Here is a 26,207-nt window from a genome sequence, read left to right as displayed (position 1 = left end):
CGAAGCCGGAAGCGTTTCTATTCTTACAGCTTCACCCAGGCTGCATTTTTCCGCGATGAAGCAACGCATGCCTCAATGAAGGCGACACCATTTACGCCATCATCAACGGTTGGATAAACCACTGACTTATCAACGCTCTTGCCATTGCGCTTCGCCTCAATGGCAAGGGCCGCTTCAGTGTAGATGGTGGCAAATGCCTCCAGATATCCCTCTGGATGGCCTGCGGGAATGCGGGTCACGCGGGCTGCTGCCGCACCTGCGCCTGCACCACCCCGGGTAATCAACCGTTTTTCCTGCCCAAACGGTGTGAACCACAGCCGGTTTGGATCTTCCTGCGCCCATTCCAGTCCGCCCTTGGTGCCGAATATGCGCAACTTCAAGGAGTTTTCATTGCCCGGAGCAACCTGGCTGCACCACAACATACCCTTGGCACCACCGGCAAAACGCAGCATGACATGGGCGTTGTCGTCCACTTTGCGTCCCTCAACAAAGCTGTCGAGATCAGCTGCCAGACTTTCCAGTGTCAGCCCGGACACAAAGGATGCAAGATTATAGGCGTGGGTGCCGATATCGCCGGTTGAGCCACCAACGCCGGATTGTTTTGGGTCGGTGCGCCATACCGCACCCTTGGCGCCGGTTGCCTCAAGCGCCTCCGTTAGCCAGTCCTGCACATACTCCACCTGCACGATGCGCAGGTCACCCAACTCGCCACCGGCAATCATTTCCCGGGCCTGACGCACCATGGGATAACCTGTGTAATTGTGGGTGAGGATGAACAGAGCGCCGCTTTCGTCCGCCGCCTTTTTCAGCTTTTTGGCATCCGTGAGGGAAGAGGTTAGCGGTTTGTCGCAAATGACGTGCATGCCGCGTTTGAGGAATTCACGTGCCGCCTCATAATGCACGTTGTTAGGCGTGACGATTGCCACGGCCTCGATGCCGTTTTTCAGCCGGGCTTCGCGGATCGCCATGTCCTTGTAGCTGGAATAGACCCGGTCAGGGCTCAGACCTAGTTCATGGCCGGAGGCTATTGCCTTGTCAGGTGAGGAGGAGAGGGCACCTGCGACCAGTTCAAAACGGTTGTCGAGCCGAGCTGCCATGCGGTGCACGCCGCCAATGAACGCGCCGATACCACCACCGACCATGCCCAGACGAATGCGGCTTGTGGCTGTTTCTGTTGTCTTTGCTTCAATAGTCATCATGTTCCTCAATGCGCTTTTTAAAGGCCCAGCATACGGCGGTTGGCAGCATCGTCCGTGCCGCTGGCGGCAAAGTCATCGAAGGCCTTTTCCGTCACGCGGATGATATGGGCTTTGACGAATTCTGCGCCTTCGCGTGCGCCATCTTCGGGATGTTTCAGTGCACATTCCCATTCGACTACGGCCCAGCCATCAAAATCATTGGCGGCCATCTTGGAAAATACTGCACCAAAATCCACCTGTCCGTCACCCAGGGAGCGGAAGCGTCCGGCACGGTTTACCCAGCCCTGATAACCGCCATAAACGCCCTGTCGTCCGGTCGGGTTGAATTCCGCGTCCTTGACGTGGAACATCTTGATGCGGTCCTTGTAGATATCGATGTTGTCGAGATAATCGAGGCATTGCAGCACATAGTGCGAGGGGTCATAGAGCATATTGGCGCGGGGGTGGTTTTTCACACGCTCCAAGAACATCTCATAGGTCACGCCATCATGCAGGTCTTCGCCGGGATGGATTTCATAGGCGATATCGACACCTTGTTCATCGGCGTAGTTCAAAATCGGCGTCCAGCGCCGCGCCAACTCATCAAATGCAGCTTCGACCAGTCCCGCCGGACGTTGTGGCCAAGGGTAAATGAATGGCCATGCCAGGGCGCCTGAAAATGTGGCGTGGGCATTGATGCCGAGATTACGGGAGGCCTTCAGCGCCATCTTGACCTGCTCGACCGCCCATTGCTGGCGCGCCTTGGGGTTGCCACGCACCTCCGGCACCGCAAATCCATCAAAGGCCTCGTCATAGGCCGGGTGGACGGCAACGAGCTGTCCCTGCAAATGGGTAGAGAGTTCGGTGACCTCGATGCCGTTCTGCCGGGCGACGCCGGCAAATTCATCGCAATAGTCTTTCGATTCCGAAGCCTTTTTCAGATCGATCAACTGGCTTGCCCATGTCGGAACCTGAACACCTATATACCCTTTTTCCGCGGCCCATTTCGTTATGCCATCCCAGGTGTTGAACGGGGCGGCATCGCCTGCGAACTGGCCCAGAAACAGAGCGGGTCCTTTGATCGTCTTCATGAAATATCCTCCATTATCGAACATACGGAAAAAAAGGGGGGAGGACGCGCCCGTTGCCGGGCGCATCCGTCTATCAGAACGGAGAATCCGGGAAGTAGAACTGCTCGGCATTGTCCTTGGTGATAAGGGTGGCGTCGAGAATGTACTCGCCGCTGACCGGGACCTGGTCGTAGAAATGCGCGGCGGTCAGCTGCATGGCTGTTGCCACCATTGCTGGCGGATAGAGAACGTCGACAGGGATCAGCTTGTCGCCATCCATGACGCGCTTGATCATGTCCTTGGAGCCGGCACCAGCAACCACGTATTGGATATCGGTGCGCTTTGCCTGCTGAATGGCTTCCAGCACGCCGACGGCCATGTCGTCATCCTGACACCATACGACGTCGATCTTTGGATATTTGGTCAGGTAGTCCTGCATGACACGGAAGGCGTCATCACGGTTCCAGTTGCCATATTGACGGTCGAGAACCTTGACGTTGGATCCTGCAATGCCCTTGTCAAAGCCATCCTGACGCTGCTGGTCAATTGGAATGGGAAGGCCGCGAATAACCACGACTTCTGCATCCGGGGTGGTGGCCTTGATATATTCACCGGCGACCTGACCAAGTGCCGGGTTGTTACCGGCGACATAGAGATCACGAATGGTGTTGTCATTGACGCTTGGTGCACGGTCAACCAGTGCCACGAAGGTGTTCTTGTCCTTGATTTCCTTGATGGCGTTGGTCAGCGGATCCGGGTCGGTCGGCAGAACCACCAGCGCATCCAGCCCCTGCACGGAAAGGTCCTGTAGGGCGTTAGCCTGGCTGGCCGGATCGGCCGATGTCTTGACGATGACGTTGAGGCCCGGATGCTCCTGCATCAGTAGCTTGGCAACACGTTCTGCATGATAGACCACGCCGGCTGTCCAGCCGTGGTCAGCGGCGGGAATGGAAACGCCGATGGTGACCTTCTTGTCCTGCGCATGCACGGTTCCGGCAAATGTTGCAGCCAGTGCTGCAAATGCCATTCCTATTATTCTTGTTCGCATGATCTTTCTCCCAAAAGATTGCGGGGCACGTCTCCTCCTCAACCAGGCTCGCCCCAACGGCCCGGCCAATGTCTTTATTTGCGGGTCAGCGACCTCTGGACCAGCATGGCGATGATGATGATCGCCCCCTGGATGGCGCCAATGAGATATTCGCTGACGAAGTTGGACAGCAGCATGATGTTGCCGACGATCTCGAGAATGAAGGCACCACAGACGGTGCCCCAAATGCGGCCAACACCGCCGCGCAACGCCGTGCCCCCTACGACCACCGCCGTAATGGCCTGCAACTCCCACAATATGCCTGTTGTGGCAGAGGTGGAGCCGAGGCGTGGCACGTAAAGCAAAACCGAGACCGCAACGCACAGACCCTGCACGACATAGGCGATCGTGCGCACCCGGTTGACGGAAATGCCGGAATAACGCGCAACATCCTCACTAGAGCCAACCGCAATCACATGGCGACCGTAGCGGGTGCGGTAAAGCACGAATGCGGCAATGGCAGCAGTGATGAAAATGACCAGAACCGGAACCGGGATACCCAGCACGGAACCGAAATAGACCGGGCGGTACATCGCCTGTATTTCGGAGTTGCGCAGGGTAATGGCACCGCCTTGCGAAAGCCAGGTCGTCAAGCCGCGATAGATCCCCATCGTACCAAGGGTGGCGATGAAAGGTTCGATACGGCCGATCGTGGTGATAAGGCCATTGGCAAGGCCACACATGGCGCCGATGACGATGGCGACAAGCATCGCGGTCAGCAGCATGATCGTTGGGTCGGCAATTACGCCACTGTTGATGAACAGGATCATCAGACTGGCAACGAATGCCACCATCGACCCCACCGACAGATCCAGGCCTCCGGCTGAAATTACATAGGTGGCGCCGATTGCAATGATGGCAATGAAGGCGCTGCGGGTAATGACGTTCAAGAGATTGTCGATGCCGATGAAATTGGGGTTGGCAATGGTGCCAAGCACCAGCAGAAGCGCCAGCGCCACAAAGGGCGCAACGGCGCGCAGATCCCAGTCCTTGGATGTTTTCGGCGCCTTGGTTTTATCGGCAGCGGCGTCTGTCATTCTTCCCCCTTAGGCAACTTTTTCAGAGCTGACGCCTGTTGCCAGCACAACGATTTCATGTTCGGTCATCGCTTCACCTGTTACTTCTCCAGCGATATGGCCGGAGCGCATCACCACGATGCGGTCGCAGATGCCGATCAGTTCGGGCATTTCCGACGACACGACGATGACCGACTTTCCCTGATCTGCCAGGGCGACGATGAAGCGGTAAATCTGCTCCTTGGTGCCGATATCGATGCCACGGGTTGGCTCATCGATGATGACGATCGACGGGTTGAGCATCATCATCTTGGCGAGCAACAGTTTCTGCTGGTTGCCGCCGGAAAGCTGGCCAGCCAACAAATCCTTGCGCCCGGTGCGGATGTCGAAGTCACGGATGGCGTCATCCAGCGCTTGGCGTTCCTTGCTGCCGTCAATTTGCAGACCGCTTGTGAATTGCTTAAGCGATGCAAGCGTGAGGTTGATGCGCAAATCCTTGGTCAGCAGCAGGCCTTTGCCTTTGCGATCTTCGCTGAGGTAGACAATGCCGGCTTTAAGGCTGTCCTGCGCATCGCGGAAACGTGTCGCCTTGCCAATGTGGCTGATGTCGCCGTGACCGGGCCGCAAACCAACAATGCCTTCCATCAACTCAGTTCTGCCCGCACCGACCAATCCGGCAAAGCCCAAGATTTCACCCTTTTGCAAAGTGAAACTGGCGTCACTGACATAACCCGGCACACTGAAATTCTGCACCTTCAGCACGGGGTCTTGTGCCATTGTTGCCTTGCGATCGGGGTACAGCTTGGACACGTCACGGCCAACCATCAGGCGGGCCATATCTGCCGGGTTCAATGCCGCAGCATCATGGGTGCCGATCAATCGCCCGTCACGCAACACCGTCACGCGGTCGGCAATCTCCTTCACCTCAGGCAGTCTGTGCGAAATATAAAGCACGGCCACACCTTTGGCCCTGATGTCGCGGATCACTGCCAGCAGCGCATCTGTTTCGACAGGGGAGAGGGATGCGGTCGGTTCGTCAAAAATCACCAGCCGGTGTGGCACCAGCAGCACCCGTGCAATCTGCACCAGTTGCCGTTGGGCAATTGAGAGACGGCCAACAATGGCGTCAGGATCAATCGTGGCGCCAAGATCGCGGATCGCCTTGGTGGCGCCTTGACGCATGGCGGTGTCATCGACAACGGGACCAAGCGTCAATTCACGACCGAGGTAGATATTCTGCGCCACGGTCAAGTCAGGGGCCAGCAGGATTTCCTGATGCACAAGAACGATACCGTGATGTTCAGCATCGACCGGGCCAGTGAATGTAACCGGTTTCTTGTCAATGCGCAGTTCGCCGTTTGTGGGCCGTTCATTTCCGGCGAACAGCTTCATCAGCGTGGATTTGCCAGCACCGTTCTCACCGATAATGGCGTGAACTTCTCCGGCGCGAACCTGAAGATTGATATCGTGCAGAACCTGAACAGGACCGAAAGACTTGTTGAGGGAGGCGGCTTCGAGAATCAAAGACGCGGAACTTTCGCCATGCGCCATCATGAGGCGCTTCCAGAACGTTGCACGTCTGCTACAGCCGCCAGCACGAGGCTGTACGTCCACCGCTTTTCTGGCTGCACGCGAACTCCTCCCAAAGCTCTGTCCCAGTGACATTTTTCAATGGTCACTTTTGCCTGAGGAGAGGCTAGCCTTCATTGTGAGGTACGTAAAGCAAATTCGTCCGAATAACGCTTTTCGTGAACATCAAAAGCGTTGTGAGGAGAAAATTCTACAACTTTTGCGCAGGAGTAGATTTAGTAATCTGCTCCTGAGGCTGCGGCTCTGGCGCTGCGTGCATTGGCGAGACCCAGCACTGCGTCGCGGTTACCCGTTGCGGCAATGCTTTCGAAAATCTGGATCGCGTCGGCATAGCGTTTCATGTTGAGATAGGCGTAGCCGCGTATCACCATCAAATCGACACGCTCCGTTGCAAACCGCGACCGCTGGTCGAGCATGATCAGCGCTTCCGGATAGCGGCCATTGCGATAGGCTGCCAGGGCACGGTCGGTCAGGATTGCCACCTGCAATTCCGTTGCCTTGCCCTTGTCCATGCCACCCTTGGTGGCCGAGACGGCAGCATTGTCGGTCAATCCCATGCGCAGGTAAGCAAGGCTCTGACCATAGGCGGCGTCGCTGCGAATATTTGACTGGTCGCTGCGCAGGGCAGATTCGAATGCCTTCAAGGCTTCGGCAGGACGGTTGGCCTCCATCAGGCACCAACCCTGTTGCAACGCTGTCTGCGATGACAGGTTTTGCGGATTGGCGTTGAGATTGCATCCGCGGCGCGGACCGGAACTGGCTGCACCATTGCGCGGCTGTCGGTTGGCGATCGCGGCTGAAGGATGCTGATCGACCGCAGCAGGTGCGCGGGTTTCAACCATGCGCGGGACGGTATTGATGACCTGTGTCTGGGCGGTTTGTGTGTTGTAGCCCATCGGCACCTTGCCCATGGGGGCCTGGCCGACCTGTGTGTAGCCTGCTTGTCCCTGCGCCATTTGCTGAGGTTGACCGACCTGGGCAATGCGCTCCGAGCGACCGGCCCATTGCTGCTGGATACGACGGGTTTCTGCCAGATTGCCAAGTTCCTGATTGGTCAGGGCAAGGCCATAGGCCGATGGTTCGTCGTCGTTTTTCCAGTCCAGCGCCGTGGTGAACCATTGTACGGCCAGCTGCGGCTGCTGGAAAGCGCGGGCATACCAGCCAAATTCCTGGGCAGTTGCCGGGTCCTTGGCCTTGACGGTTTCTTCGCCAATGCGTTTCAACACCTCCGCGTCGAGCACGACGGGCGGCTCCAGTGCTAAAAGGTTGGCGGTTGCGGCGAGATATGTCTTTAAGGCATCATCAGAGGCATCACGCCACTCATACATGATCTCTTCTGCCTCCTGCGGTTTGTCACGCGCCAGAAGCGCCAGCGTCAAACCTTGCGAGGCGGAAGCAGAGTTTTCCTTGTCATGTGCCTTGCGGAACCATTTTTCTGCGTCGGTGACATTCTCGCGAACGATGTAATACCAGCCCAGCAGCAGGGCATCGCTGGCCAGTCCATCGGTCTCGGCAACACGCTCAAGACGGCTTACATAGGTTGGCGGCACCGTCAGCTTGGCATCGTTGCCACCATTGGCAATAAACTGCCGGGCAAGGTCATTCTTGACCGGCTCGAATTCCAGCGTGCCGTCAGTCTTGGTTTTTTCCTGCGTCAGCAGCTCTTCAATCATCGCTGGAGGCAGCAGTGCGGATGCTTTCTGCACCGTTGCCAGACGTTCGTTTTCCTGTGTGCAGTTATTCAGCACATACATATAGGCATCACGGGCACGACCATCGCGGTCGGTGCTGGCGAAAGCCTCGGCAACGCGCCACAGCGAATCCACCTCACTGCAGGTCAAAAGGCCGGAATTGGCAGCAGCAATCTCGATAACCGCTGCATATTGTTTCAGGTTCGATGCGTTGACCAGTTTGACGCGGGCTTCTGCAAGGTTGAGCATGTCAAGCAGGTTGGCTGGCGGCTGCCAGTCCGGTTCCGCCTGCTGCCGGTCGACAATCGCCTTGCGAACCTCGGCATAACGGGACTCGGAATAGAGCTTCCACATGTTCTCCAGCTGCGGATCACCGACTGGCGGCACGGCAAGTGGATTTTCCGGTGGAACCCAGTTGGGGTAAAGCGATTTCAGGCGGGCGATTTCAGCCTGCAAACGTGCCGTATCACCCTGTGCTGCGAAATAACGCAGGGCGCTCTCGTCGACATGTGGTGTTGCGGTGGCTGCTGGCTGTGGGGCGGTATTTGTCTGCGGGAGACGTGCCTGGGCTGTTTGTGGCGGCGGCAAATCACTGGAGAGTTGCGCGACTTCGACTGGTTTCTGCCCATTATCGGGCAGGCTGTACGAAGACGGTTGCGGCATCTGCGATTGCAGCGCCAGAAGGCCGCTAGTGGCCGGTTTGCCGTGCGTGCCTGTTACTTGTCCGATGATTTCACTTCGCCATTCCACGGCGACGAAACCGACTGCGGCCAGAAGGGCGGTTGAGACGAGAAGCGGCGTGGTTTTCATAGGCACTCCCGATGTGTCTGCGCGACCGCCGATAATGCCAGCAGGTGCAGGGTCGAGGGATAATAAAGGGTTGGGCTGAAGCTGCGCAGATCATCAGGTATTCTGGTGCCATTGGCTGCGCAGGCGGTTATGGCGGCAACCATACGGTAACCGGGATCAGACAGTGTGTCCTTGACCGTATTCTGACGCAGGTCAACGGTTGCAATACTGCCGTTGTCGACGCTCATGCCGGTCAGCAGACGGGTATAAAGTGTTGTATTGCCAGCTTTTGCCTGCGCGAGGTAAAGCGGGATGCGCACGGCATTATAGCCAAATTCAGGAGCAAAACCTTCGGCCGGTTGGGGCCTGCGTTTCATGGAAACCCAATCGGCTGGCAGTTTGCGATCACCGAAGGAGAAACTCTCGAGCAGGGCAACGCCATCGCGGGTCAGAGCCTGCCAGACGGGCGAGGGCGAAAGCATATCAAAAACCGGGAAGGCTTCAAAAATCAGATAGGACGGATTGATCACCGGCCCGTCATTGCGGTCGGTGGCGGAAAAACCCTCGACGGCAGGCAGCAGCAGGGTGCGGCCGGCATTCTGGATCACGGCCTTTTCAGCAATCGTGTTGATGATGGCACGAGCCGTCTGCTGGTAGTCTGGGCGGTTAAACTCGGCTGCCGCCAACGCGAGCGCGTAGGCAATCAGGATGTCGCCATCGGTTGCATTGTTGATGTCGGTGATGTGCGGATTGGCTTGTGGGTCCCATTTCCAGGCGGCAAGACCGTCATTGCGCACCAAAAGTTCGGTTTTGGTAAACGACCAGATCAGCTCAAAATCGGCAGGATTTCCGGCAAGGACAGCGAGCCACATGCCATAACCCTGACCCTCACTGTGGCTGATATTGCCATTGCCGGTATCAACAATGCGGCCGGTGCTCTCGAGGAAAGCCCCTTTATAGGCGGTCCATGCCTGTTCATCGACGGTGGCGGCAAAGGATTTGCTTGGCAGTGATGCCATCAGCGTCAATCCGGCAATGCGAAGGGCGCGCAAGACAAATGGCGTCATTTGCGCCTTCCCATCATGCGCAGCATCGCTGTGGTGAACACGCCCAGCAGGCAGAGAAAACCGACAAAGGCCAGTGAATAGGACAGGACGTTGGTCGATAACCAGTTGGCGGCAATCAAACGCCAGTTGGAGAAAGAGAACTCCCGCGTTGCATAAAAATGCGGTTGCTGAACGGCAATGCTCTGCACCGTATCAGTTGCTGCATCATAGGTCGTCACGCGCCCGGAAACCTTGCGCCAGCGCGCTTCCTCGGAAACAGCCGCCATGCCGCTGCGCAGGTCAGCGGAGGAGGGCGCCGTTGCCATGGTCCAAACGCCTTCGCCAGACGGGCTCAAGCCTTGGGCAATCATGAAAGAGATATTGCCGGGCGGTGCGTAGGATTCTTCTGCCGAGGGCAGGAACCGTAACGTATCAGGGCTGATGTCGAAGTTGCGCTTCATCCATTCCTCGAAAGAGGAAATCTGGCCTTGCCATTTGCCGTTGTTAACCTTGCGACGCCAGTCATCAAACATCACTTCGGTGTCGTCGCCATTCTGGTTGGCGCCTTGCCCTCCCAACCATGACACCTGGCTAGATGGGGTGATATTGAATTGTGTGAGCAATGCCTGCTGCATCTGGGAGATGGTGCCGACGAAAATCGCATCCCGATCACCCACTGCCGAGGCCGAGGCTACAGTTTCAACCGGTATAGGGTGGCCGGCAGCCATGGCGAGGCGGCTGACCAGAGTGGCTGCCGTAGACAGGCTGTCACTATCTGCACGGTTGAGAGAAATCGCGACTGGGCTATTGTCTGCGCGGTAGGGCTGGCCAACGCCGCTGGTGGCGGCGAGATCCGGTTTTTTTCCGAGAAGAGCAAAATTCGGCATGTGGAATTCTGACGTGTCGAATAGCGCAAATCGGGGCGTGACGCTGGCCGTGGCACCGGGCAGGCAGGCTTTGTCCGCCTCGGTCAATAACACGGCTTCCATGGATATGGCATTGGCGCCGGGTACGAAGTGACGAAGTGTCAGATTGATGGGCAGGTGACGGAAAATGCCGCCACCATTGTTGGAAATCGGCACTGTCGAGGCGATGTTGCCATTGACATAAATGTTGATCTGGCTGCCCGGCAGCACCTCATCCGAATAGGCAGCGTCGAGCAACAAGGTCGCTTCGCCATAGGCATCCGCAAAAAAATCAGAGGGAACACCGATCATGAAATCGGTCTGGAAACGCCGCCCGGAAAACTCGCTGCTTTGAATGCCGAGTTCTGAAAAGGCGATGCGACGATCACTCATCACCAGCGGTGTGTCAGGCCCATGCCATGATTTGGTGTAAAGCGTGCTTCGAACCGACCCTTCTGGTCGCTTCATCGCCGTATACAAGGTGTCGATTGCCGATTGCACGGCCTGTGGTGTCGGGCCGGTGACCAGCAACGGCGCATAGGCGAGATTGCCATCCATTTCAAAACCGGAATAGGCCGCGGCCAGAGCTTCCGGCGGCAGCTCCCTCGCCAGTGGTGTAATTTCGCGTGTGGTGCCGACAACAACGGTCAATGTGCCGGGAGGCTGTGTCGCCGGCATTTCGGTGGTGACGACAATATTCTGGTTCGGCATCTGGGTGCGCAGCGCCAGCGCCTGTGACAGACGTAGCAACTGGTCGGAAAAGGCCGGATTGGACAGTGTCGGCGCGACAATGGTGATGGTGGTTATGCCGGACGCATCAAGACCCGTGGCGCTGATGTCATCGATGCTTTGTATGCGATTGGCGACATCGGCGCCGAAGTTGATGTAGGTTTCGGCCGGGTTGATGTCGGTCCACAGATCATAGGTGGATTGAACCGTGCAGTCGGTACGATGCCGCTGCTGTGCCGTGAAGGTTATGACATTGGCGCCAGCCTGCAGGGCACCAGGCGGAATTGGCATCGAGGCACTGCCTTCGCCATCGGGAGACGCGATGGCGCTGGACGGCAATGTCGTGTTGTTGATGCGCACATTGAGGCTGGAGCTTTCCGGCGCAACGACAATCGAATTCTGATATCCGACACGCAGCGATGTTGCCGTCTGGGCTTGTTCCGGCGTCAGGTAAATAGTCCACTGCTTGCGTTCCGTCTCGCCGGAAAGGCTGAGGCTTTTGAACGGCAGCAGATACCGTTTGCGGTCATCCACGGACGCTGCTGCGGGCGCGGGTCTGGCCTGTGCCGGTTGGGCCGTCTGAGCGCTGGCTGGTGGCTGCACGGGGGCTGGAGAAACCGGCGTTGCCTGCTGGCGCTGCGGCTGGGGTGCAACCGGTTGCGTCACCTGTGATGTTGGCGCCTGCGGCTGTACACTTGGCGCATGCTGAACAGGTGCCGGTTGAGCAGGCGTTGCGGATGGAGGCGTGACGGCCGACGGTGGCGATGCGGGGCGCTCGCCCGACATGTCAAACGGGTTGGTCTGCGCATAGGCAAACGTCGAAACGGACGCCAGAAGCAGTGCAGAGACGATACGGTGCTTCATGACTTGGCACCCTTTGCTTCGGCTGCCGGCAATTGCGGTTCGCGCCGCATGCCACGGAACAGGTAATAGAGGCCGCGGTTGGTCTGGTAGAGCGCGATAGTCAGGAACGACAATGTGCCACGGATGAGGCCGGGATTATAACGTCTGGCGCGCTGGAAGGCTGTCCATTGCTCGGAATTGGCAAAGATCAGATCGGCAATCAGGCGGTGGTCCTGTGCCTGTTGCGGGGCGAAGGTTGCACCGATCGAGCTGTAGCCGTCGTTGCGGACGCTGCGCACGACATTGATCTTCATGGTCGTCGGCACACCTTCCGCATGGGGTTTGACCCGGATAGTGGCGGTGCTGTTCTTTTCAATGACAGGCGGATTGCGGTCGAATATGTTGATCAGCAGGCCGTGCACCGAAACATTGTCGATGATGGCTGGGTGCCAGACATCGCTGTCTCCGATTTGCAGGTCGCAGCGGCGTTTGACCGTGATGCGACGGGATGCAGACCGTTCACCGCGTTCAGAAACCACGCCCAGCGCGCAACCCGCAAAAATCAGGTTAAGCAGGTTCCAGCCGCCGACCACCAGCGTTACGTCAGCCTTGTAGGGCTCGGCGTAGATACGGTAGATCGCGAAGGCCATGGCCACCAGCAGCACGCCAAAAATCACAAAGAAGGGGCGGCTGATTTCGGATAGGCGGCTTTGCTTGATGGACTCGTCCTTGGCCGTCACCTTGAAGGTCGGTTTGCTCGGATTGAAAATCACCGAGACCACGGCGGGCAGCAGATGCACGGTCTGCACATATTCATAAAGTTCTGAAATCCACGGCCAACGGAATTTGCCATAGAGGTAGTTCTGCATCATCAGGTTCACCAGCATGTAGGCTGCGGTGTAGGCAAGGAATTCGCCACCCGATGCAACGAAGATCTGCAGATCAAAGAACAGATAAAACAGTGGTGCGAACAGGAAGATCGTGCGCGGGAATGGAAAAAGCCAGAACAGCGTCGAAGACATGTAGCACAGGCGCTGCGTGAGGCTGAGGCCACGCCGGAACAGGGGCTGACGGAAAATCAGGATCTGCATCATGCCCTGCGCCCAACGGCTACGCTGGCCGATAAAGCTGGCAAAGGTTGCCGGTTGCAGGCCGGCAATCAGCGGCTTGTCGACATACATGCTGTTCCAGCCGCGCGAATGCAGGGCAAGTGCGGTTTCGCAGTCTTCGGTAATGCTGACGCCGCTGAAACCGTCAGTGTCGGACAGTGCAGTACGACGTAACACGGCTGCCGATCCGCAGAAGAACGCGCCGTTCCACTTGTCCAGACCGCGCTGGATGATGCCGTAAAACATTTCGTTTTCGCTCGGCATGGTCTCGAAAGTGTTGAGGTTACGTTCAATCGGGTCAGGATTGATGAAGAAGTGCGGCGTCTGCACCAGAAAGAGTTTCGGGTCGCTCTCGAAATATCCAACCGTTTCGCGCAAGAAATCACGGGCAGGGGCGTGGTCGGCATCAAACACGGTCACCAGTTCGCCGGTCGAGTGGGCAAGACCATTGTTCAGATTGCCGGCCTTGGCGTGTTCGTTACGGGCGCGGGTCAGGTAACGCACATCAAGATCGGCGCAGAGCTTTTGCAACTCCTCATGGCGGCGTAGGGCTGCCTGTGCATCAGGAATATTGTTGGAATTGCGCTTCTGTTCGGTGCCGCCATCATCGAGCAACCACACGGTAAATTTGTCGGCCGGGTAATCCATGTTGCGGGCAGCGGCCAGCGTGTTGGCCAGAAGCTCGGAATCTTCATTATAGGTCGGCACAAACACGTCAACCGTTGGCAGGTAATCTTCGGAACCTGGCCGCGTGGTGCGCGATGGCAGTGGCATCGACACGATGACAAGGCTGAGCCCCAGCATCACAACGCTGTACATTTCAGCGAGGTAAAGCAGGAAGCCAGGAATGAAGTTTTCAAGCTGGTTGACGGGCGGCAGGGTGCTGGTGGTGCGCCAGTAGACGTAACGCAGAACGATCGCAGTGCCGAAGGCGAGGGCAATCAATCGCCAGCGGCCTGTTCCGTCCAGCGTCTTGATCGTACCAAGCAGAATAATCGAAATTGCCGTGGCAACGAGATGTGTCTGAAGGCTTACGGGCAAGGTAATAATTGTCAGAACGCAGACGGATGTCAGCAACCAGACGATGATGGTAATGGCCTTGCTCATCGGCGACCTTCTGTTTTTCGCATGCTCTTTTGAGCTTTTGTAATTATCGCCCTCATTGGGCATTTCTTTACAAAACCTAAACGAAAAAGGTTAACGACATCCTTGCACGCTGCCATTTGTCGACAGGCATTCGGGAGAGGGGATGACGACCGGTTTTTCGGGCTTTACAGCCGTTTCCTGCCTCATCGCCTGCTGTGACTGAGGCAAGGGAGACGGTATGGCGACGTTTACTTTTGGCTGCGCAGGTGCGGTTGCCCCAGGGGCGACTGCTACCGGTGTCTGGTACATAATATTGGCGGACGCACTGACGCGCCGTGATGCAACCGGCGGGGGTAATGGTGCCTGTGATCCAGGCTGCATCGGGAAGGAGGTTGCTGTAACGGGATAAATCGGGTTTCCTGAACGGCCAATGCCGGCATCCGGTGCCTGTGGCGTGCCATAGGGGTTCCAGCTCGGATTGGTATAATTGCCGGTGATGGTGAAATTATACATCAGCGACAACAGTTCCTGTACGGTTGCCGATGGCTGGCAAAGCCGTGCGCGGACATTGATCTTACCGAGATTGCGCAGTCCCTGACGCATGTCCTGCTTCGAGCGAATTTCCTGCCAGCCATAAAGGCAGAGGTCGCTGCCCTGTCCGTTGCCGACTGCATAGGAAAATGCGCCATAGCTGTTCTGCAGATATTCCGGCGACATGGCAATTCGCTTGCCGGGGAACTCTTTGCGGATTTCGCGAGCGATCTGGCTGGCACGTGTGCCTGCGAAACTGAGGCTGTCGGTCACTGTATTACCCTGACTTTGTGGTCCGAACAGCTCTATCTTGAGGTAGTTCTGGCCAGAGGTCGTGCCCTGGGCGCGCAACAGCACATCCTGCTTCACTGCATTGGTATAGTTGTAGTTAATCACGGCCATGATTTCAGGACCGCCAGGTGGCGGAAAAATCATAGCCTGTTCGGCAGCAACCATTTGCGGTGCGCCTGATGTTTGAATTCCACCCTTGTCTGCACAACTCGAAACAGCAACGAGCAACAGCGGAAGTACGCCGAAAACATGCGCTTTCGACACGGCAACTTTTGCCGCAACTAGCGCAGTGGGCAGGCCGCCAGGCACCCGAATCAATTTAGACCAGACCATGCCTATGGAATAAGGAAGGAGCCTGATTTAGCAATCTGAAATTTAACCTGTAAGCGAAGATTTTTATCTTTTGTTCATACGTTTTTTTAATGTTTGAGTTTTTTTGTTAAGTCTTTGTTAACCTTTCTTATTTTCGACGGTGCGTTTTACCCCTGAAATTAAGGAGTTTGAAACGAATGGATGTGAATTTCTTCGCATCCGCAGCAGGTTTGGCTTGGGCGCTTTTTGGGAAGCATTCGGTCGAGTGGCATGATGCCGAACTGCTGTGCTCCGGTAAGATAATATCAGTCCGGTATGTCCCCATAACCAGTATTTCGTAAAAACAGGGACAAAAATAATATGGCCAGCATTATGACCAACGTTTCCGCGATGTCCGCTCTGCAGACGCTGCGCTCGATCAACAACGACCTTGAAAAGACCCAGAACAACATTTCTACGGGTCTGCGCGTTTCTAAGGCTTCCGACAACGCTGCTTACTGGTCGATCGCAACGACCATGCGTTCTGACTCTGGCGCTCTCTCTGCCGTACAGGACGCCATCGGTCTTGGCGCCGCCAAGGTTGATACAGCTTATTCCGGTATGGACTCCGCTATCGAAGTCGTCAAGGAAATCAAGAAGAAGCTCGTTACGGCCCAGGAAGGCTCCGTTGACGGTAAGAAGGTCCAGGAAGAAATCACCCAGCTGCAGGAACAACTGAAGTCGATTGCTGAATCTGCTTCCTTCTCCGGCAAGAACCTGATCGCTGGCTCTGGCACGCAGTCTGTTATCTCGGGCTTCGTTCGCGACAGCAGCGGCAACGTTTCCGTCAAGAAGACCGACTATGTTCTGAAGGACACCGGTACGGACGCGAACGTTCTGTTCGGTACCAACACTGCCGGCGCTCTCGTCACCACCTCGGGTATTCTCGGCGCGACCAGCGGTTCGCTCGGTATCTCGATCAACAACCTCGATGTTACCAACACGTCGACCGGTTACCTTGATCAGGCTCTGAGTGCTGTTGAAACCGCTCTGACTGCCATGACAAGCGCTGGTGCTGAGCTCGGTTCCATCTCGACCCGCATTGATCTGCAGGAAGACTTCATGTCCAAGCTGAATGCTTCGCTTGAGCGCGGTATCGGCCGTCTGGTTGACGCTGACATGAACGAAGAGTCCACTCGCCTCAAGGCTCTGCAGACGAAACAGCAGCTGGCTATCCAGTCGCTGTCGATTGCGAACTCGGACTCGCAGAACATCCTGTCGCTGTTCCGTTAATCGGATCCGATACTTTTATATATAAAGAGAGAAGCCGCGCTCTTCTGAGCGCGGCTTATTCGTAGGCGTTATTGCTTGAAAAGGCCTCTGCGTTTGTTTTGAAAACACACAGGCCGTTCCGTGGTGTCAGTTTTTCATGGCTCCGGGGCCGGGCACTGCGCCAGCCGGCACCTTGCCCAAAATGATCATGCCCAGCACCTCGTCCTTGGTCACGTCCTGGGTTTTGGCATGTCCCACCACTTTGCCGTTCTTCATCACAAATACTCGGTCGGCGAGATCAAACACGTCGTGAATGTCATGGCTGATCAAGAAGATGCCAATGCCTTGCCGCTTTAACTCCTTGATGAGATCGCCGACCTGGGCCGTTTCCTGGGGGCCAAGGGCAGCGGTTGGTTCATCCATGATCAGAATACGAGCGTCGAACAGGATTGCGCGGGCAATGGCGACCGACTGGCGTTGACCGCCGGACAGGGCCTTGACCGGTTCCTTGAAGCGTCGGAAATTCGGGTTGAGACGTCCCATCACTTCACGGGCAGAGGCCTCCATCGCCACATCGTCCAGCGTGCCCCATTTGGTCTTCAACTCGCGACCAAGGTAGAGATTGGCAGCGGCATCAACGTTATCGGCAACTGCCAGCGTCTGGTAGATGGTTTCAATGCCGTATTTCTTGGCGTCGCGCGGGTTGCGGATGTCGGCGGCTTCACCGTTGATAAGAATGTCACCCTGATCACGTCTGTAGGCACCGGACAAGATCTTGATGAGTGTCGATTTTCCCGCACCGTTATGTCCAAGCAAGGCCACGACCTCACCGGGGAAAAGATCGATTGAGGCATTTTCGACTGCATGAATGCCGCCGAAGGAGATGGAGATGTTTTTCATTTCCACCAGGGGAGAGGTTTGTTCCGTCATGTCGGAAGGCTCCTAAATCTCTTACTTGGCGCGGGCGCGGTAAACGGTGTCGAGCCAGACGGCCACCACCAGAACGAAACCGACGACGATACGTTGGAACGGAGTGTCGATTCCGACCAGCACCATGCCGGACTGCAACGATTGCATGACGAGTGCACCAAGCATGGCACCCGCGATTGTACCCACACCACCGGCAAGCGAGGTTCCCCCAATAACCGCCGCAGCAATGGTGTAGAGTTCATCCAGTTCACCCTGAGCGTTGGTTGCAGCGTTCAGGCGTGCGGTGGAAATGGCTGCGGCGATGGCGCAGAGCGCTCCCATCAGTGCAAAGATCTTCACGGTGACCCAGCGTGTCTTGATGCCGGCCAGTTCCGCAGCTTCCGGGTTGCCACCAATGGCAAAAACGTAACGTCCAAACCGCAGGCGGGTGGCGATAAACGTCATGACCGCACCGACCCCCAGTGCAATCAGAACCGGAATGGCAATGCCGTGAGGAATGAACAGACCGCCATCCGGCCATGGAATGCCATTGGCATCGGCATAATTGCGGGCAATGGCAACAGGCCAGGGGTAGCTGTTGGCAACGGCGACAGCGCCAATCACGATGGCGCAGCCAAGACTGCCAAGGAAATATTCCGCCCAGACCGGACGTAGCGGAAAACCGAAGCGCCGACGCTGGTGGCGGGAATTAAGAATAGCAATGATGATGGCAACACAGGCAAGTGCCGCAACGATCCAACTCCACGTCGCGCCGATCGACCCGCTGGTGCCACCGCCCATCAGGCGGAATGAACTGTCCATGGGTGCAACGGTGCGTCCGCTGGTGATAAACCAGGTGCCGCCGCGCCAGACGAGCAGGCCGCCAAGGGTCACGATGAAGGACGGCACGTTCATGAAGGCGATGATCAGGCCATGCAATGTGCCGATAGCTGCGCCAACTGCCAGACCGATGCCGAGCGTGATGATCCATGTGGCGGGATGTTCGAAGCCGAGAAATTTAGGCAGTAGCTCTGCCTGCATCACACCCATGATCATGCCGGAAAACCCGAGAATTGAGCCGACAGAAAGGTCGATATTGCGGGTGACGATGACCAGCACCATGCCGGTTGCCATAACGGCGACCGAAGCTGTCTGTACAGACAGGTTCCACAGGTTGCGGGGCGTTAGGAAAAGTCCGCCGGATAGAAATGAAAACCCGATCCATATCAGGAGAAGGGCACCCACCATGCCGAGAAGCCGGGTGTCCAGTTCCGTTGCCGCAATAAAGCGGGAAATGGCATTGCGGCCTGAATCATTGGCGGGGTGGGACGATTTTGATTGCGTGATGTCGGCCATTGGCTGCCGTTCCTCCTCACATCATGCTGATGTCCGAGCATTGCCGGTTTGCACCGTTGCTCATGACGACCTTTTACAAAGGTCATTTCACTCCGATTGCGCCGCGTAGCACAGGGCTTCGCGGCGCTTTCGAAAGGGTGTTAGTCCGTGCGATCAATCGCAGGCTTTGGTCGAGCCAGCCTTTACGCCTTGGCAAGCGGTTTCCTTCGGAATCCAGCCTGCTTCAATCACCACATTCAGGTTGTCCTTGGTGATGGCAATCGGCTTGAGGAAGACGGACTGCATGGTGACCTTTTTCGGGCCGCCTTCGAAGGTGGTGACACCTGTGATCTCAGTCATCTTCTTGCCACCGGCCAGTTCCAGCGCAATGTTGGCAGCTTCCTTACCCAGGTCACGGCTGTCCTTCCAGACAGATACGGTCTGTGTGCCAAGCGCAACACGGTTCAGGGCGGCAAAGTCAGCGTCCTGACCGGAGACCGGAACAGAACCTGCCATGCCCTGTGCTGCCAGAGCGGCAATCGCGCCACCTGCCGTACCGTCGTTGGATGCAACAACAGCATCAACCTTGTTGTTGTTGGCGGTCAGGAACTGCTCCATGTTCTTCTGGGCATTTTCAGGCTTCCAGCCATCGGTATAGGCTTCGCCAACATTCTTGATCTTGCCAGCATCAATAGCGTCTTTCAGCACTTCCTGCTGGCCTGCAAACAGGAAGTCTGCATTCGGGTCAGACGAGGATCCCTTGATAAAGACGTAATTGCCTTCCGGCTTTACCTTGAACACTTCCTGTGCCTGAAGACGGCCGACTTCCTTGTTGTCGAAGGTGATATAGAAGGCGTCCTTGTTTTCGATCAGGCGGTCATAACCGACAACCGGGATACCTTCTGCAACGGCCTTTTCAACGGCCGGGCCAATCGCATCGCTGTCCTGCGCCAACACGATCAGGGCATTCGCACCCTGCGCGATCAGTGCTTCAACGTCGGTCAACTGCTTTGCAGCCGAGGATTGGGCGTCAGCGGAAATATATTTGGCGCCTGCAGCGTCGAGGGCCTTCTTGATTGCAGCTTCATCGGTCTTCCAGCGTTCTTCCTGGAAGTTTGACCAAGACACGCCGACAACGAGGTCTGCCGCCATGGCGGCACCGTGTAGTGAAACGAGTAGAGCTGTTCCGGCCAACAACTTGGCAAATGATTTCATGATGTCCTCCCGGGTGTGACTGGTAGTCCCCGCACCTCCATGCGTTTTCTACCGTCTAAATTTGCTGTCCGAGAACGCAATTTGCATTTTTTCTCGACAGTCGAGAAATTAAATGGCAGAGATTCTGAAAGCTGTCAACCAGACGTAGTGCTTCGCCTGGCTGGTGAAGGCAGCGAGGTTTCGGGAGGAGCCGGATAACACTTGTACTGTGAAGGCGTCGGCTTTATCTGGCGCTGACGGCGGCATTGTGTTGTCCGAAATGAGGGACGTAATTTGCCGCTGTCGGCCATCTCAAGCACTGAACTGGTTCGTCAGAAGAACAGTCTTCTGGTGATGTCGGCGCTTCGCCATCACGGCAATCTCTCGCATACGGAAATTTCTTCCTTTACCGGGCTAGCATCCGGCACGGTTTCAGCCATCACCGCCGAGCTTGAAAAGACCGGTCTGATACAGCGCACTGAACAACAGTCTGCGCAGGGGCGGGGACGTCCGCGCGTCCTGTTCAGTCCGAACCCGGCCTGCGGGTATCTGGCGGTTGTTATCGTTTCATCCGATGCGGTGCAATATTCGCTGGCTGACTATAACGGCAAACTCATCGACCGGTTTTCCGAACCGCGACAGGAAACGCAACGCGGTGATTTTGTTGCGGCCATCAATGCTGGTCTCGTGCGTCTTGCCACCCGCTCGCGCATTGCCCATGAGGCGATCCTGCATCTGTCGATCAGCAGCAAGGGACTGGTTGACCCGGCCGGCGGGCGTCTGGTGTGGTCGCCCGTGCTGGGTGATGAGCAGGTGGATTTCCAGGATGCGCTGGCCGAGGTGTGGCGCCGTCGTTTTGCAGTGAATAACGAAACGTTGCTGGTGGCTGAAGCGTTGTGGATGCGTGAGCAGACCCGACCGGACCGTGTCTTGACCGGGGGTAAGGGCATGCTGGCAGCGCTGTCGCTTGGCCACAGCATCGGGCTTGGCATTGCGCGCTCGACTGGCAATGGTTTTGAGGTGGTAGCTCCGAATTTCGGCCACATGCTGCATGTCCCCGGTGCTGCGCTGTGTCGCTGCGGCTCCAGAGGTTGCATCGAAGCTTATTGCGGTTTTTACGCCATTCTCAGAACGGCGTTCGAAGTGCCGCCTGATACGATCCCAGCAAAATTCGTGCCTTTGAGCGAACTGGACAAGATTGCCAACAATGCCCGTCATGGCAATCGCATGGCGGCTTTTGCATTCCGGCAGGCGGGTCTTGCGCTCGGCAATGGTCTTGCGCGCCTCTTTAGCCTGCACGGCCATATGTCTGTATTCGTCACAGGACCCGGAACACGTTATTATGATCTGTTGCAGGCGGGCATTCTCGAGGGGCTCTCACAGTCTCAAGCCGTGCGATTTGGCGGTTTGCCGGTCATTCAGGTTGAACTTAATGAACCGGAACTGGTTTTTGAGGGCCATATGGGGCTTGCATTGTCGCGCATGGATGAAGATATGGTCTCCACGGGAATGACAACACCTCCCAATCTGCAGGCGGGGTGAGCAAAAACGGGAGAATTTCATGCAGCTCATTGATACCAATCATCCAATTTACCGTCCGCTCTGGGTACGGCTTTTGATTGTTGTCTCCTGCACCGCGTGGTCTCTCATCGAGTTCTTTATTACACAAGACGCATTCTGGGGTACGATTGTCGGCGGCGTTGCTGCCTATTCTGCTTATATGCTGCTGTTCACATTCAAGCCTGCGCCATTGGTTGAGCAGAAGCCTGCCGTCGCAACCGACGACGACGCTAACGACTGATCAGCTTGATGGCCTGATCGATCAGCAAATTGGCGGCGGTCATGCGGGCATGGGCGTTGGCGCGAAATTCCGGTGACAGCCGGTCGGGGTGGTTGAGCTTGGCGAAGGTGCGGCGTTTTTCCGATAGGCTTTCCACCGTGTCTTTTTCACTGATATCCAGTTCCTTTGACACATCTTCGAGCGATGTCCGCTCCAGATAGGCCGGCATTGGTTCGGGCTCAGGTTCCGGTTCAGGCTCGGGCGGATCGGGTAGAAAATCGAGATAGGCATCGAAGGCCGCGCCAAACCGTTCAGGATCGGGCCGCTCTGTTTCCAAAACGAAGCTTGAGGTGAAGCCGGAAACGATCTTGTGCGATGTTTCGGTTTCGCTTTTCTCCCCGTTTTCGGCTTCCTGTTTCAGCCGTTCGACAACCGATTGAAAGACGGACTGTCCAAAAAGCATGTCTTCCTCCTGGTGTTCGAGCGCTGTTTCAAGCCTTATGCATTGGAAAGATGGCGCAGGGCTTGCAGCGGTGAATAGGTGGCGGATGCCACGTTGCGGCTTTCTTCCAGCACCAGGTCATACAGCAACTGGGCACTTGGCGGCAGGGCGCGGTCCTTGGCGGTAATCAGACTGTAGGGTTTGAGGTTCAGCTCAAAGTCGGTTGGCAAAATACGGATTTCCCCAACCTGTGAGCTTTGTCCGGCGACAAATTCGGCCATGTCATAGGCAAGTGGCGCAATGGCGTTTGTCTTGCAGATAATGGCCAGCGTCAACACGACAGATGGTGTGTTGATGATGTTACGCGGCATTGGCGCGCCATTTGCCACAAAAATCTCTTCCATCGTACGACGCAGCAAAGCGCCCGGCGGCTGGAAAACCCAGTCGAATGTGGAAAGATCCTGCAGGCGGGCAGGGCCATGTTCCAACAGCGGATGTCCCTTGCGGACCAGAAGGCAGGCGCGTTCGATGCCAATTTCATGGGCATTGAACGGTGCCGGGTTCAGATCTTCAGGGATGCGGCCGATGATGAAGTCGAGTCTGGCGGCCAGGAGATCGCGGGCCAGCACGTTGCTGGTTTCCACCTGCACGTTGATTTCGATGCCGGGATAGGTTTCCACGGCGCGGCTGATGGCGGGAACCACCATGCTGATAGCCGGTGCGGTGACCGAGCCAATATAGACCGAGCCGCCACTGCCCGATTTCATCTGGGCAAGTTCACGGCCCGCCTCACGCAGTTCAAGAAGGATCTTGCGAGCGCGCAGTGCCAAAGCCTCACCGAACTGTGTCAAAACCACACCTCTGGAGGCGCGCTGACAGAGCGGACTTTTGACGATCGATTCCATTTCGGAAAGCATTCGGGAGGCCGCAGGTTGGGTCATGTTGAGGGCGGCGGCGGCGGCGCTGACCTGTCCATGATCTTTTATCATCACCAGCATGCGGAGGTGGGCCATCTTTAAACCCGCACGCAGAAGTGGATTATCCTCGACTGCTGAGAAAAAAACGTCGCTATCAGGTGTGTTTTTCTCTCTATGGTTGCTCATAATGGTGTATCTCGCCAAAATCGGGTGTTATATCGATTTAATATAGCATAATTGGTATATGAAATGCGATATATTCTATTTGACAGTTATATGGATTCAGAACAGTTTGCAGCTGTGCCGTGGAGGAGCGGCGGGCAGGCGTACTGATAAGTAAAAAACCGTTCTGTCTAAATCTGTCTCCTTACAATTCTGGCATGGATTTGAAGGCGGCGCCTGGGGCGCGCCTGACAAGGGTTCAAAGGGAGAGATTTATGAAATCCATCGTCTCGTTAATGGCAGCCTGTGCCATCGGCGTTGCAAGCTTTGCTGCGCCTGTATTCGCTCAGGACAAGGGCACCGTCGGCATCGCAATGCCAACGAAGTCTTCTGCACGCTGGATCGACGACGGCAACAACATCGTCAAGCAGCTTCAGGACGCCGGCTACGGCACAGACCTGCAGTATGCGGACGACGACATTCCGAACCAGCTTTCGCAGATCGAAAACATGGTAACGAAGGGCGTCAAGGTCCTGGTTATCGCTTCCATCGACGGCACGACGCTGTCTGACGTTCTGCAGCAGGCTGCAGACAAGGGCGTCAAGGTTATCGCCTATGACCGCCTTATTCGTAACAGCGGCAACGTAGACTACTACGCAACCTTCGATAACTTCCAGGTTGGCGTTCTGCAGGCAACTTCGATCACTGACAAGCTTGGCCTGAAAGATGGCAAGGGCCCGTTCAACATTGAACTGTTCGGTGGTTCCCCAGACGATAACAACGCATTCTTCTTCTACGATGGTGCGATGTCCGTTCTGCAGCCATACATCGACAGCGGCAAGCTGGTCGTAAAGTCCGGCCAGACCGGCATGGACAAGGTTGGTACGCTGCGTTGGGACCCTGCAACGGCCCAGGCTCGTATGGATAACCTGCTCTCCGCTTTCTACACGGACGCAAAGGTTGACGCCGTTCTGTCGCCTTATGATGGTCTGTCCATCGGTATCCTGTCGTCGCTGAAGGGCGTTGGCTACGGTTCTGGCGATCTGCCGCTGCCGGTTGTTTCCGGTCAGGACGCTGAAGTTCCGTCCGTCAAGTCGATCATCGCTGGCGAACAGTACTCCACGATCTTCAAGGACACCCGCGAACTGGCCAAGGTCACCGTTGGCATGGTTAACGCCGTTATGGAAGGCAAGGAGCCTGAAGTTAACGACACCAAGACCTACGAAAACGGTGTGAAGGTTGTTCCTTCCTACCTGCTGAAGCCTGTTGCTGTCACCAAGGACAACTACAAGCAGGTCCTGGTTGACGGTGGTTACTACACCGAAGATCAGCTGAAGTAATCATTTCCTGAATGCCGGGGGGGAAGGCAAAAACTTTGCCCCCGGTTTCTCTTAGAAAAAATTCGCCGGATTAAACCGGCGCTGGATTTTGATATGGACGATACCATTCTCGAAATGCGGAATATCACCAAGACATTCCCTGGCGTAAAAGCGCTGGAGAATGTGAACCTCAAGGTTCGCAAGGGTGAAATTCATGCACTCGTCGGTGAGAACGGCGCAGGAAAATCGACCTTGATGAAGGTACTTTCCGGTGTTTACCCCGCTGGCTCATACGACGGTGAAATTCATTACGAAGGTCAGGTGCGTAATTTTCGCGCCATCAATGATAGTGAAGATATTGGCATCATTATCATTCACCAGGAACTGGCCCTCGTTCCGCTGCTTTCGATTGCCGAGAACATTTTCCTCGGTAACGAAAAGGCGTCGAACGGTGTCATTAACTGGCAGCAGACATTTAGCCGGACGCGCGAGCTTCTGAAGAAGGTCGGGCTGAAGGAATCCCCGGAAACGCTGGTAACGGATATCGGCGTCGGAAAGCAGCAGCTAGTTGAAATCGCCAAGGCGCTTTCGAAGAGCGTGAAGCTGCTCATTCTCGACGAGCCGACAGCTTCGCTCAACGAAAGTGATTCCGACGCGCTTCTCAACCTGCTGATAGAATTCCGCAATCAGGGTTTGACCTCGATCATCATCACGCACAAGCTCAACGAAGTGCGCAAGGTGGCTGATCAGATCACGGTTCTGCGTGACGGCATGACGGTCAAGACGCTTGACTGCCATAAGGAAGAAATCAGCGAAGACGTCATCATTCGCAACATGGTGGGCCGTGATCTGGAAGATCGTTATCCGCCACGCAGCGTGCCGATTGGCGAAACGATTCTTGAGGTCAAGAACTGGAACGCCTTCCACCAGCAGCATCGTGATCGGCAGGTCCTGCATGATATCAACGTCACCGTCCGCAAGGGCGAGGTCGTCGGTATTGCCGGCCTGATGGGTGCTGGGCGCACCGAATTCGCCATGAGCGTGTTCGGCAAGTCTTACGGCCACAAGATCAGCGGAGACGTGCTGATCGATGGAAAGCCGGTGGATGTCAGTACGGTTCGCAAGGCGATCGACGCCGGGCTTGCTTATGTGACGGAAGATCGCAAACATCTTGGTCTGGTGCTGAATGACAATATTCTGCACAATACCACGCTTGCCAATCTCGCCGGTGTTTCCAAGGCATCCGTTATCGACGATATCAAAGAAATGAAGGTGGCAACCGACTTCCGGTCGCGTCTGCGCATTCGTTCCCACGGCATTTTCCAGGAAACGGTCAATCTTTCGGGTGGCAACCAGCAAAAGGTCGTGCTGTCCAAGTGGCTGTTCTCCAACCCCGAGGTTCTTATCCTCGACGAACCGACGCGCGGTATCGACGTTGGTGCGAAATATGAAATTTACACTATCATCAACCAGCTTGCCGCCGACGGAAAAGGCGTTCTGATGATCTCGTCAGAAATGCCTGAGCTCCTCGGTAACTGCGACCGCATCTACGTCATGAACGAAGGACGCATCGTCGCCGAACTGCCGAAGGGAGAGGCGAGCCAGGAAAGCATCATGCGCGCTAT

At 56.2% G+C, this 26,207-nt stretch carries 20 protein-coding genes; 5 read left to right on the top strand and 15 right to left on the bottom strand.

Going from position 1 to position 26,207, the window contains the following annotated elements; all coding sequences use genetic code 11:
- Positions 1–23: 23 nt before the first annotated feature.
- The 10 genes from RT613_RS03755 to bcsN form a co-directional block, all read right to left on the bottom strand.
- Positions 24–1,196: a Gfo/Idh/MocA family oxidoreductase gene (locus tag RT613_RS03755; RefSeq protein WP_313613103.1), complete on the bottom strand. Its 1,173-nt coding sequence runs from the start codon at positions 1,194–1,196 to the stop codon at positions 24–26.
- A gap of 20 nt (positions 1,197–1,216) precedes the next feature.
- Positions 1,217–2,269, bottom strand: a complete 1,053-nt coding sequence (locus tag RT613_RS03750; protein ID WP_313613102.1) for a sugar phosphate isomerase/epimerase — start codon at positions 2,267–2,269, stop codon at positions 1,217–1,219.
- A 73-nt stretch (positions 2,270–2,342) separates the two neighbouring features.
- Positions 2,343–3,296 carry a substrate-binding domain-containing protein gene (locus RT613_RS03745; RefSeq protein ID WP_313613101.1) on the bottom strand — a complete coding sequence of 318 codons (954 nt, stop codon included), beginning with the start codon at positions 3,294–3,296 and terminating at the stop codon, positions 2,343–2,345.
- A 74-nt stretch (positions 3,297–3,370) separates the two neighbouring features.
- Entirely contained in the window at positions 3,371–4,372 is a 1,002-nt protein-coding gene (locus tag RT613_RS03740) for an ABC transporter permease (protein ID WP_313613100.1), read from the bottom strand.
- A 9-nt stretch (positions 4,373–4,381) separates the two neighbouring features.
- The gene (locus tag RT613_RS03735; protein WP_409558761.1) at positions 4,382–5,902 is read right to left on the bottom strand and encodes a sugar ABC transporter ATP-binding protein; all 1,521 of its coding nucleotides are present in this window, start codon (positions 5,900–5,902) and stop codon (positions 4,382–4,384) included.
- 254 nt (positions 5,903–6,156) lie between these two features.
- A complete protein-coding gene (locus tag RT613_RS03730; RefSeq protein ID WP_313613098.1) occupies positions 6,157–8,442 on the bottom strand; it encodes a cellulose synthase in 2,286 nt (761 codons plus the stop codon).
- Positions 8,439–9,488, bottom strand: a complete 1,050-nt coding sequence (locus RT613_RS03725; RefSeq protein WP_313613096.1) for a glycosyl hydrolase family 8 — start codon at positions 9,486–9,488, stop codon at positions 8,439–8,441. The genes RT613_RS03730 and RT613_RS03725 overlap by 4 nt, the downstream gene beginning before the upstream one ends.
- The gene (locus tag RT613_RS03720; protein WP_313613094.1) at positions 9,485–11,965 is read right to left on the bottom strand and encodes a cellulose biosynthesis cyclic di-GMP-binding regulatory protein BcsB; all 2,481 of its coding nucleotides are present in this window, start codon (positions 11,963–11,965) and stop codon (positions 9,485–9,487) included. The genes RT613_RS03725 and RT613_RS03720 overlap by 4 nt, the downstream gene beginning before the upstream one ends.
- Complete coding sequence (gene bcsA / locus RT613_RS03715) at positions 11,962–14,160, bottom strand: UDP-forming cellulose synthase catalytic subunit (RefSeq protein ID WP_313613093.1); 2,199 nt, start codon at positions 14,158–14,160, stop codon at positions 11,962–11,964. Before bcsA ends, RT613_RS03720 begins: the two co-directional genes overlap by 4 nt.
- Before the next feature lie 90 nt (positions 14,161–14,250).
- On the bottom strand, positions 14,251–15,225 hold the full coding sequence (gene bcsN / locus RT613_RS03710; RefSeq protein WP_313613092.1) for a cellulose biosynthesis protein BcsN: 975 nt from the start codon (positions 15,223–15,225) through the stop codon (positions 14,251–14,253).
- A 408-nt stretch (positions 15,226–15,633) separates the two neighbouring features.
- On the opposite strand from bcsN, the gene RT613_RS03705 reads away from it, so the two are divergent.
- Positions 15,634–16,545, top strand: coding sequence for a flagellin (locus tag RT613_RS03705; protein ID WP_313613091.1), 912 nt, complete (start codon positions 15,634–15,636; stop codon positions 16,543–16,545).
- A gap of 126 nt (positions 16,546–16,671) precedes the next feature.
- On the opposite strand, the gene RT613_RS03700 is transcribed toward RT613_RS03705, so the two are convergent.
- The 3 genes from RT613_RS03700 to xylF form a co-directional block, all read right to left on the bottom strand.
- A complete protein-coding gene (locus RT613_RS03700; RefSeq protein WP_313613090.1) occupies positions 16,672–17,454 on the bottom strand; it encodes an ATP-binding cassette domain-containing protein in 783 nt (260 codons plus the stop codon).
- Positions 17,455–17,475: 21 nt separating this feature from the next.
- Complete coding sequence (locus tag RT613_RS03695) at positions 17,476–18,789, bottom strand: sugar ABC transporter permease (protein ID WP_313613088.1); 1,314 nt, start codon at positions 18,787–18,789, stop codon at positions 17,476–17,478.
- Positions 18,790–18,942: 153 nt separating this feature from the next.
- The gene (xylF, locus tag RT613_RS03690) at positions 18,943–19,983 is read right to left on the bottom strand and encodes a D-xylose ABC transporter substrate-binding protein (RefSeq protein WP_313613086.1); all 1,041 of its coding nucleotides are present in this window, start codon (positions 19,981–19,983) and stop codon (positions 18,943–18,945) included.
- A gap of 279 nt (positions 19,984–20,262) precedes the next feature.
- Here xylF and RT613_RS03685 point away from each other — a divergent pair, with 279 nt between their 5' ends.
- Entirely contained in the window at positions 20,263–21,504 is a 1,242-nt protein-coding gene (locus tag RT613_RS03685; protein WP_313613313.1) for an ROK family transcriptional regulator, read from the top strand.
- A 19-nt stretch (positions 21,505–21,523) separates the two neighbouring features.
- Positions 21,524–21,763 carry a hypothetical protein gene (locus RT613_RS03680; RefSeq protein WP_313613085.1) on the top strand — a complete coding sequence of 80 codons (240 nt, stop codon included), beginning with the start codon at positions 21,524–21,526 and terminating at the stop codon, positions 21,761–21,763.
- On the opposite strand, the gene RT613_RS03675 is transcribed toward RT613_RS03680, so the two are convergent.
- Positions 21,753–22,205 (bottom strand): hypothetical protein, encoded by a 453-nt coding sequence (locus RT613_RS03675; RefSeq protein WP_313613083.1) that lies wholly within the window; start codon positions 22,203–22,205, stop codon positions 21,753–21,755. The two genes, RT613_RS03680 and RT613_RS03675, sit on opposite strands and share 11 nt — an antisense overlap.
- Positions 22,206–22,240: 35 nt before the next feature.
- Positions 22,241–23,287 (bottom strand): LysR family transcriptional regulator, encoded by a 1,047-nt coding sequence (locus RT613_RS03670; protein ID WP_313613082.1) that lies wholly within the window; start codon positions 23,285–23,287, stop codon positions 22,241–22,243.
- Between the two features lie 251 nt (positions 23,288–23,538).
- On the opposite strand from RT613_RS03670, the gene chvE reads away from it, so the two are divergent.
- Positions 23,539–24,603, top strand: a complete 1,065-nt coding sequence (gene chvE, locus RT613_RS03665) for a multiple monosaccharide ABC transporter substrate-binding protein (RefSeq protein ID WP_313613080.1) — start codon at positions 23,539–23,541, stop codon at positions 24,601–24,603.
- A gap of 93 nt (positions 24,604–24,696) precedes the next feature.
- A partial coding sequence (mmsA, locus tag RT613_RS03660) for a multiple monosaccharide ABC transporter ATP-binding protein (protein ID WP_313613078.1) occupies positions 24,697–26,207 on the top strand: 1,511 nt, incomplete at its 3' end.

The sequence above is a fragment of the Agrobacterium sp. genome, assembly GCF_032092815.1.
Taxonomy (GTDB): Bacteria; Pseudomonadota; Alphaproteobacteria; order Rhizobiales; family Rhizobiaceae; genus Agrobacterium.
This window is presented reverse-complemented; position numbering and strand designations above follow the sequence as displayed.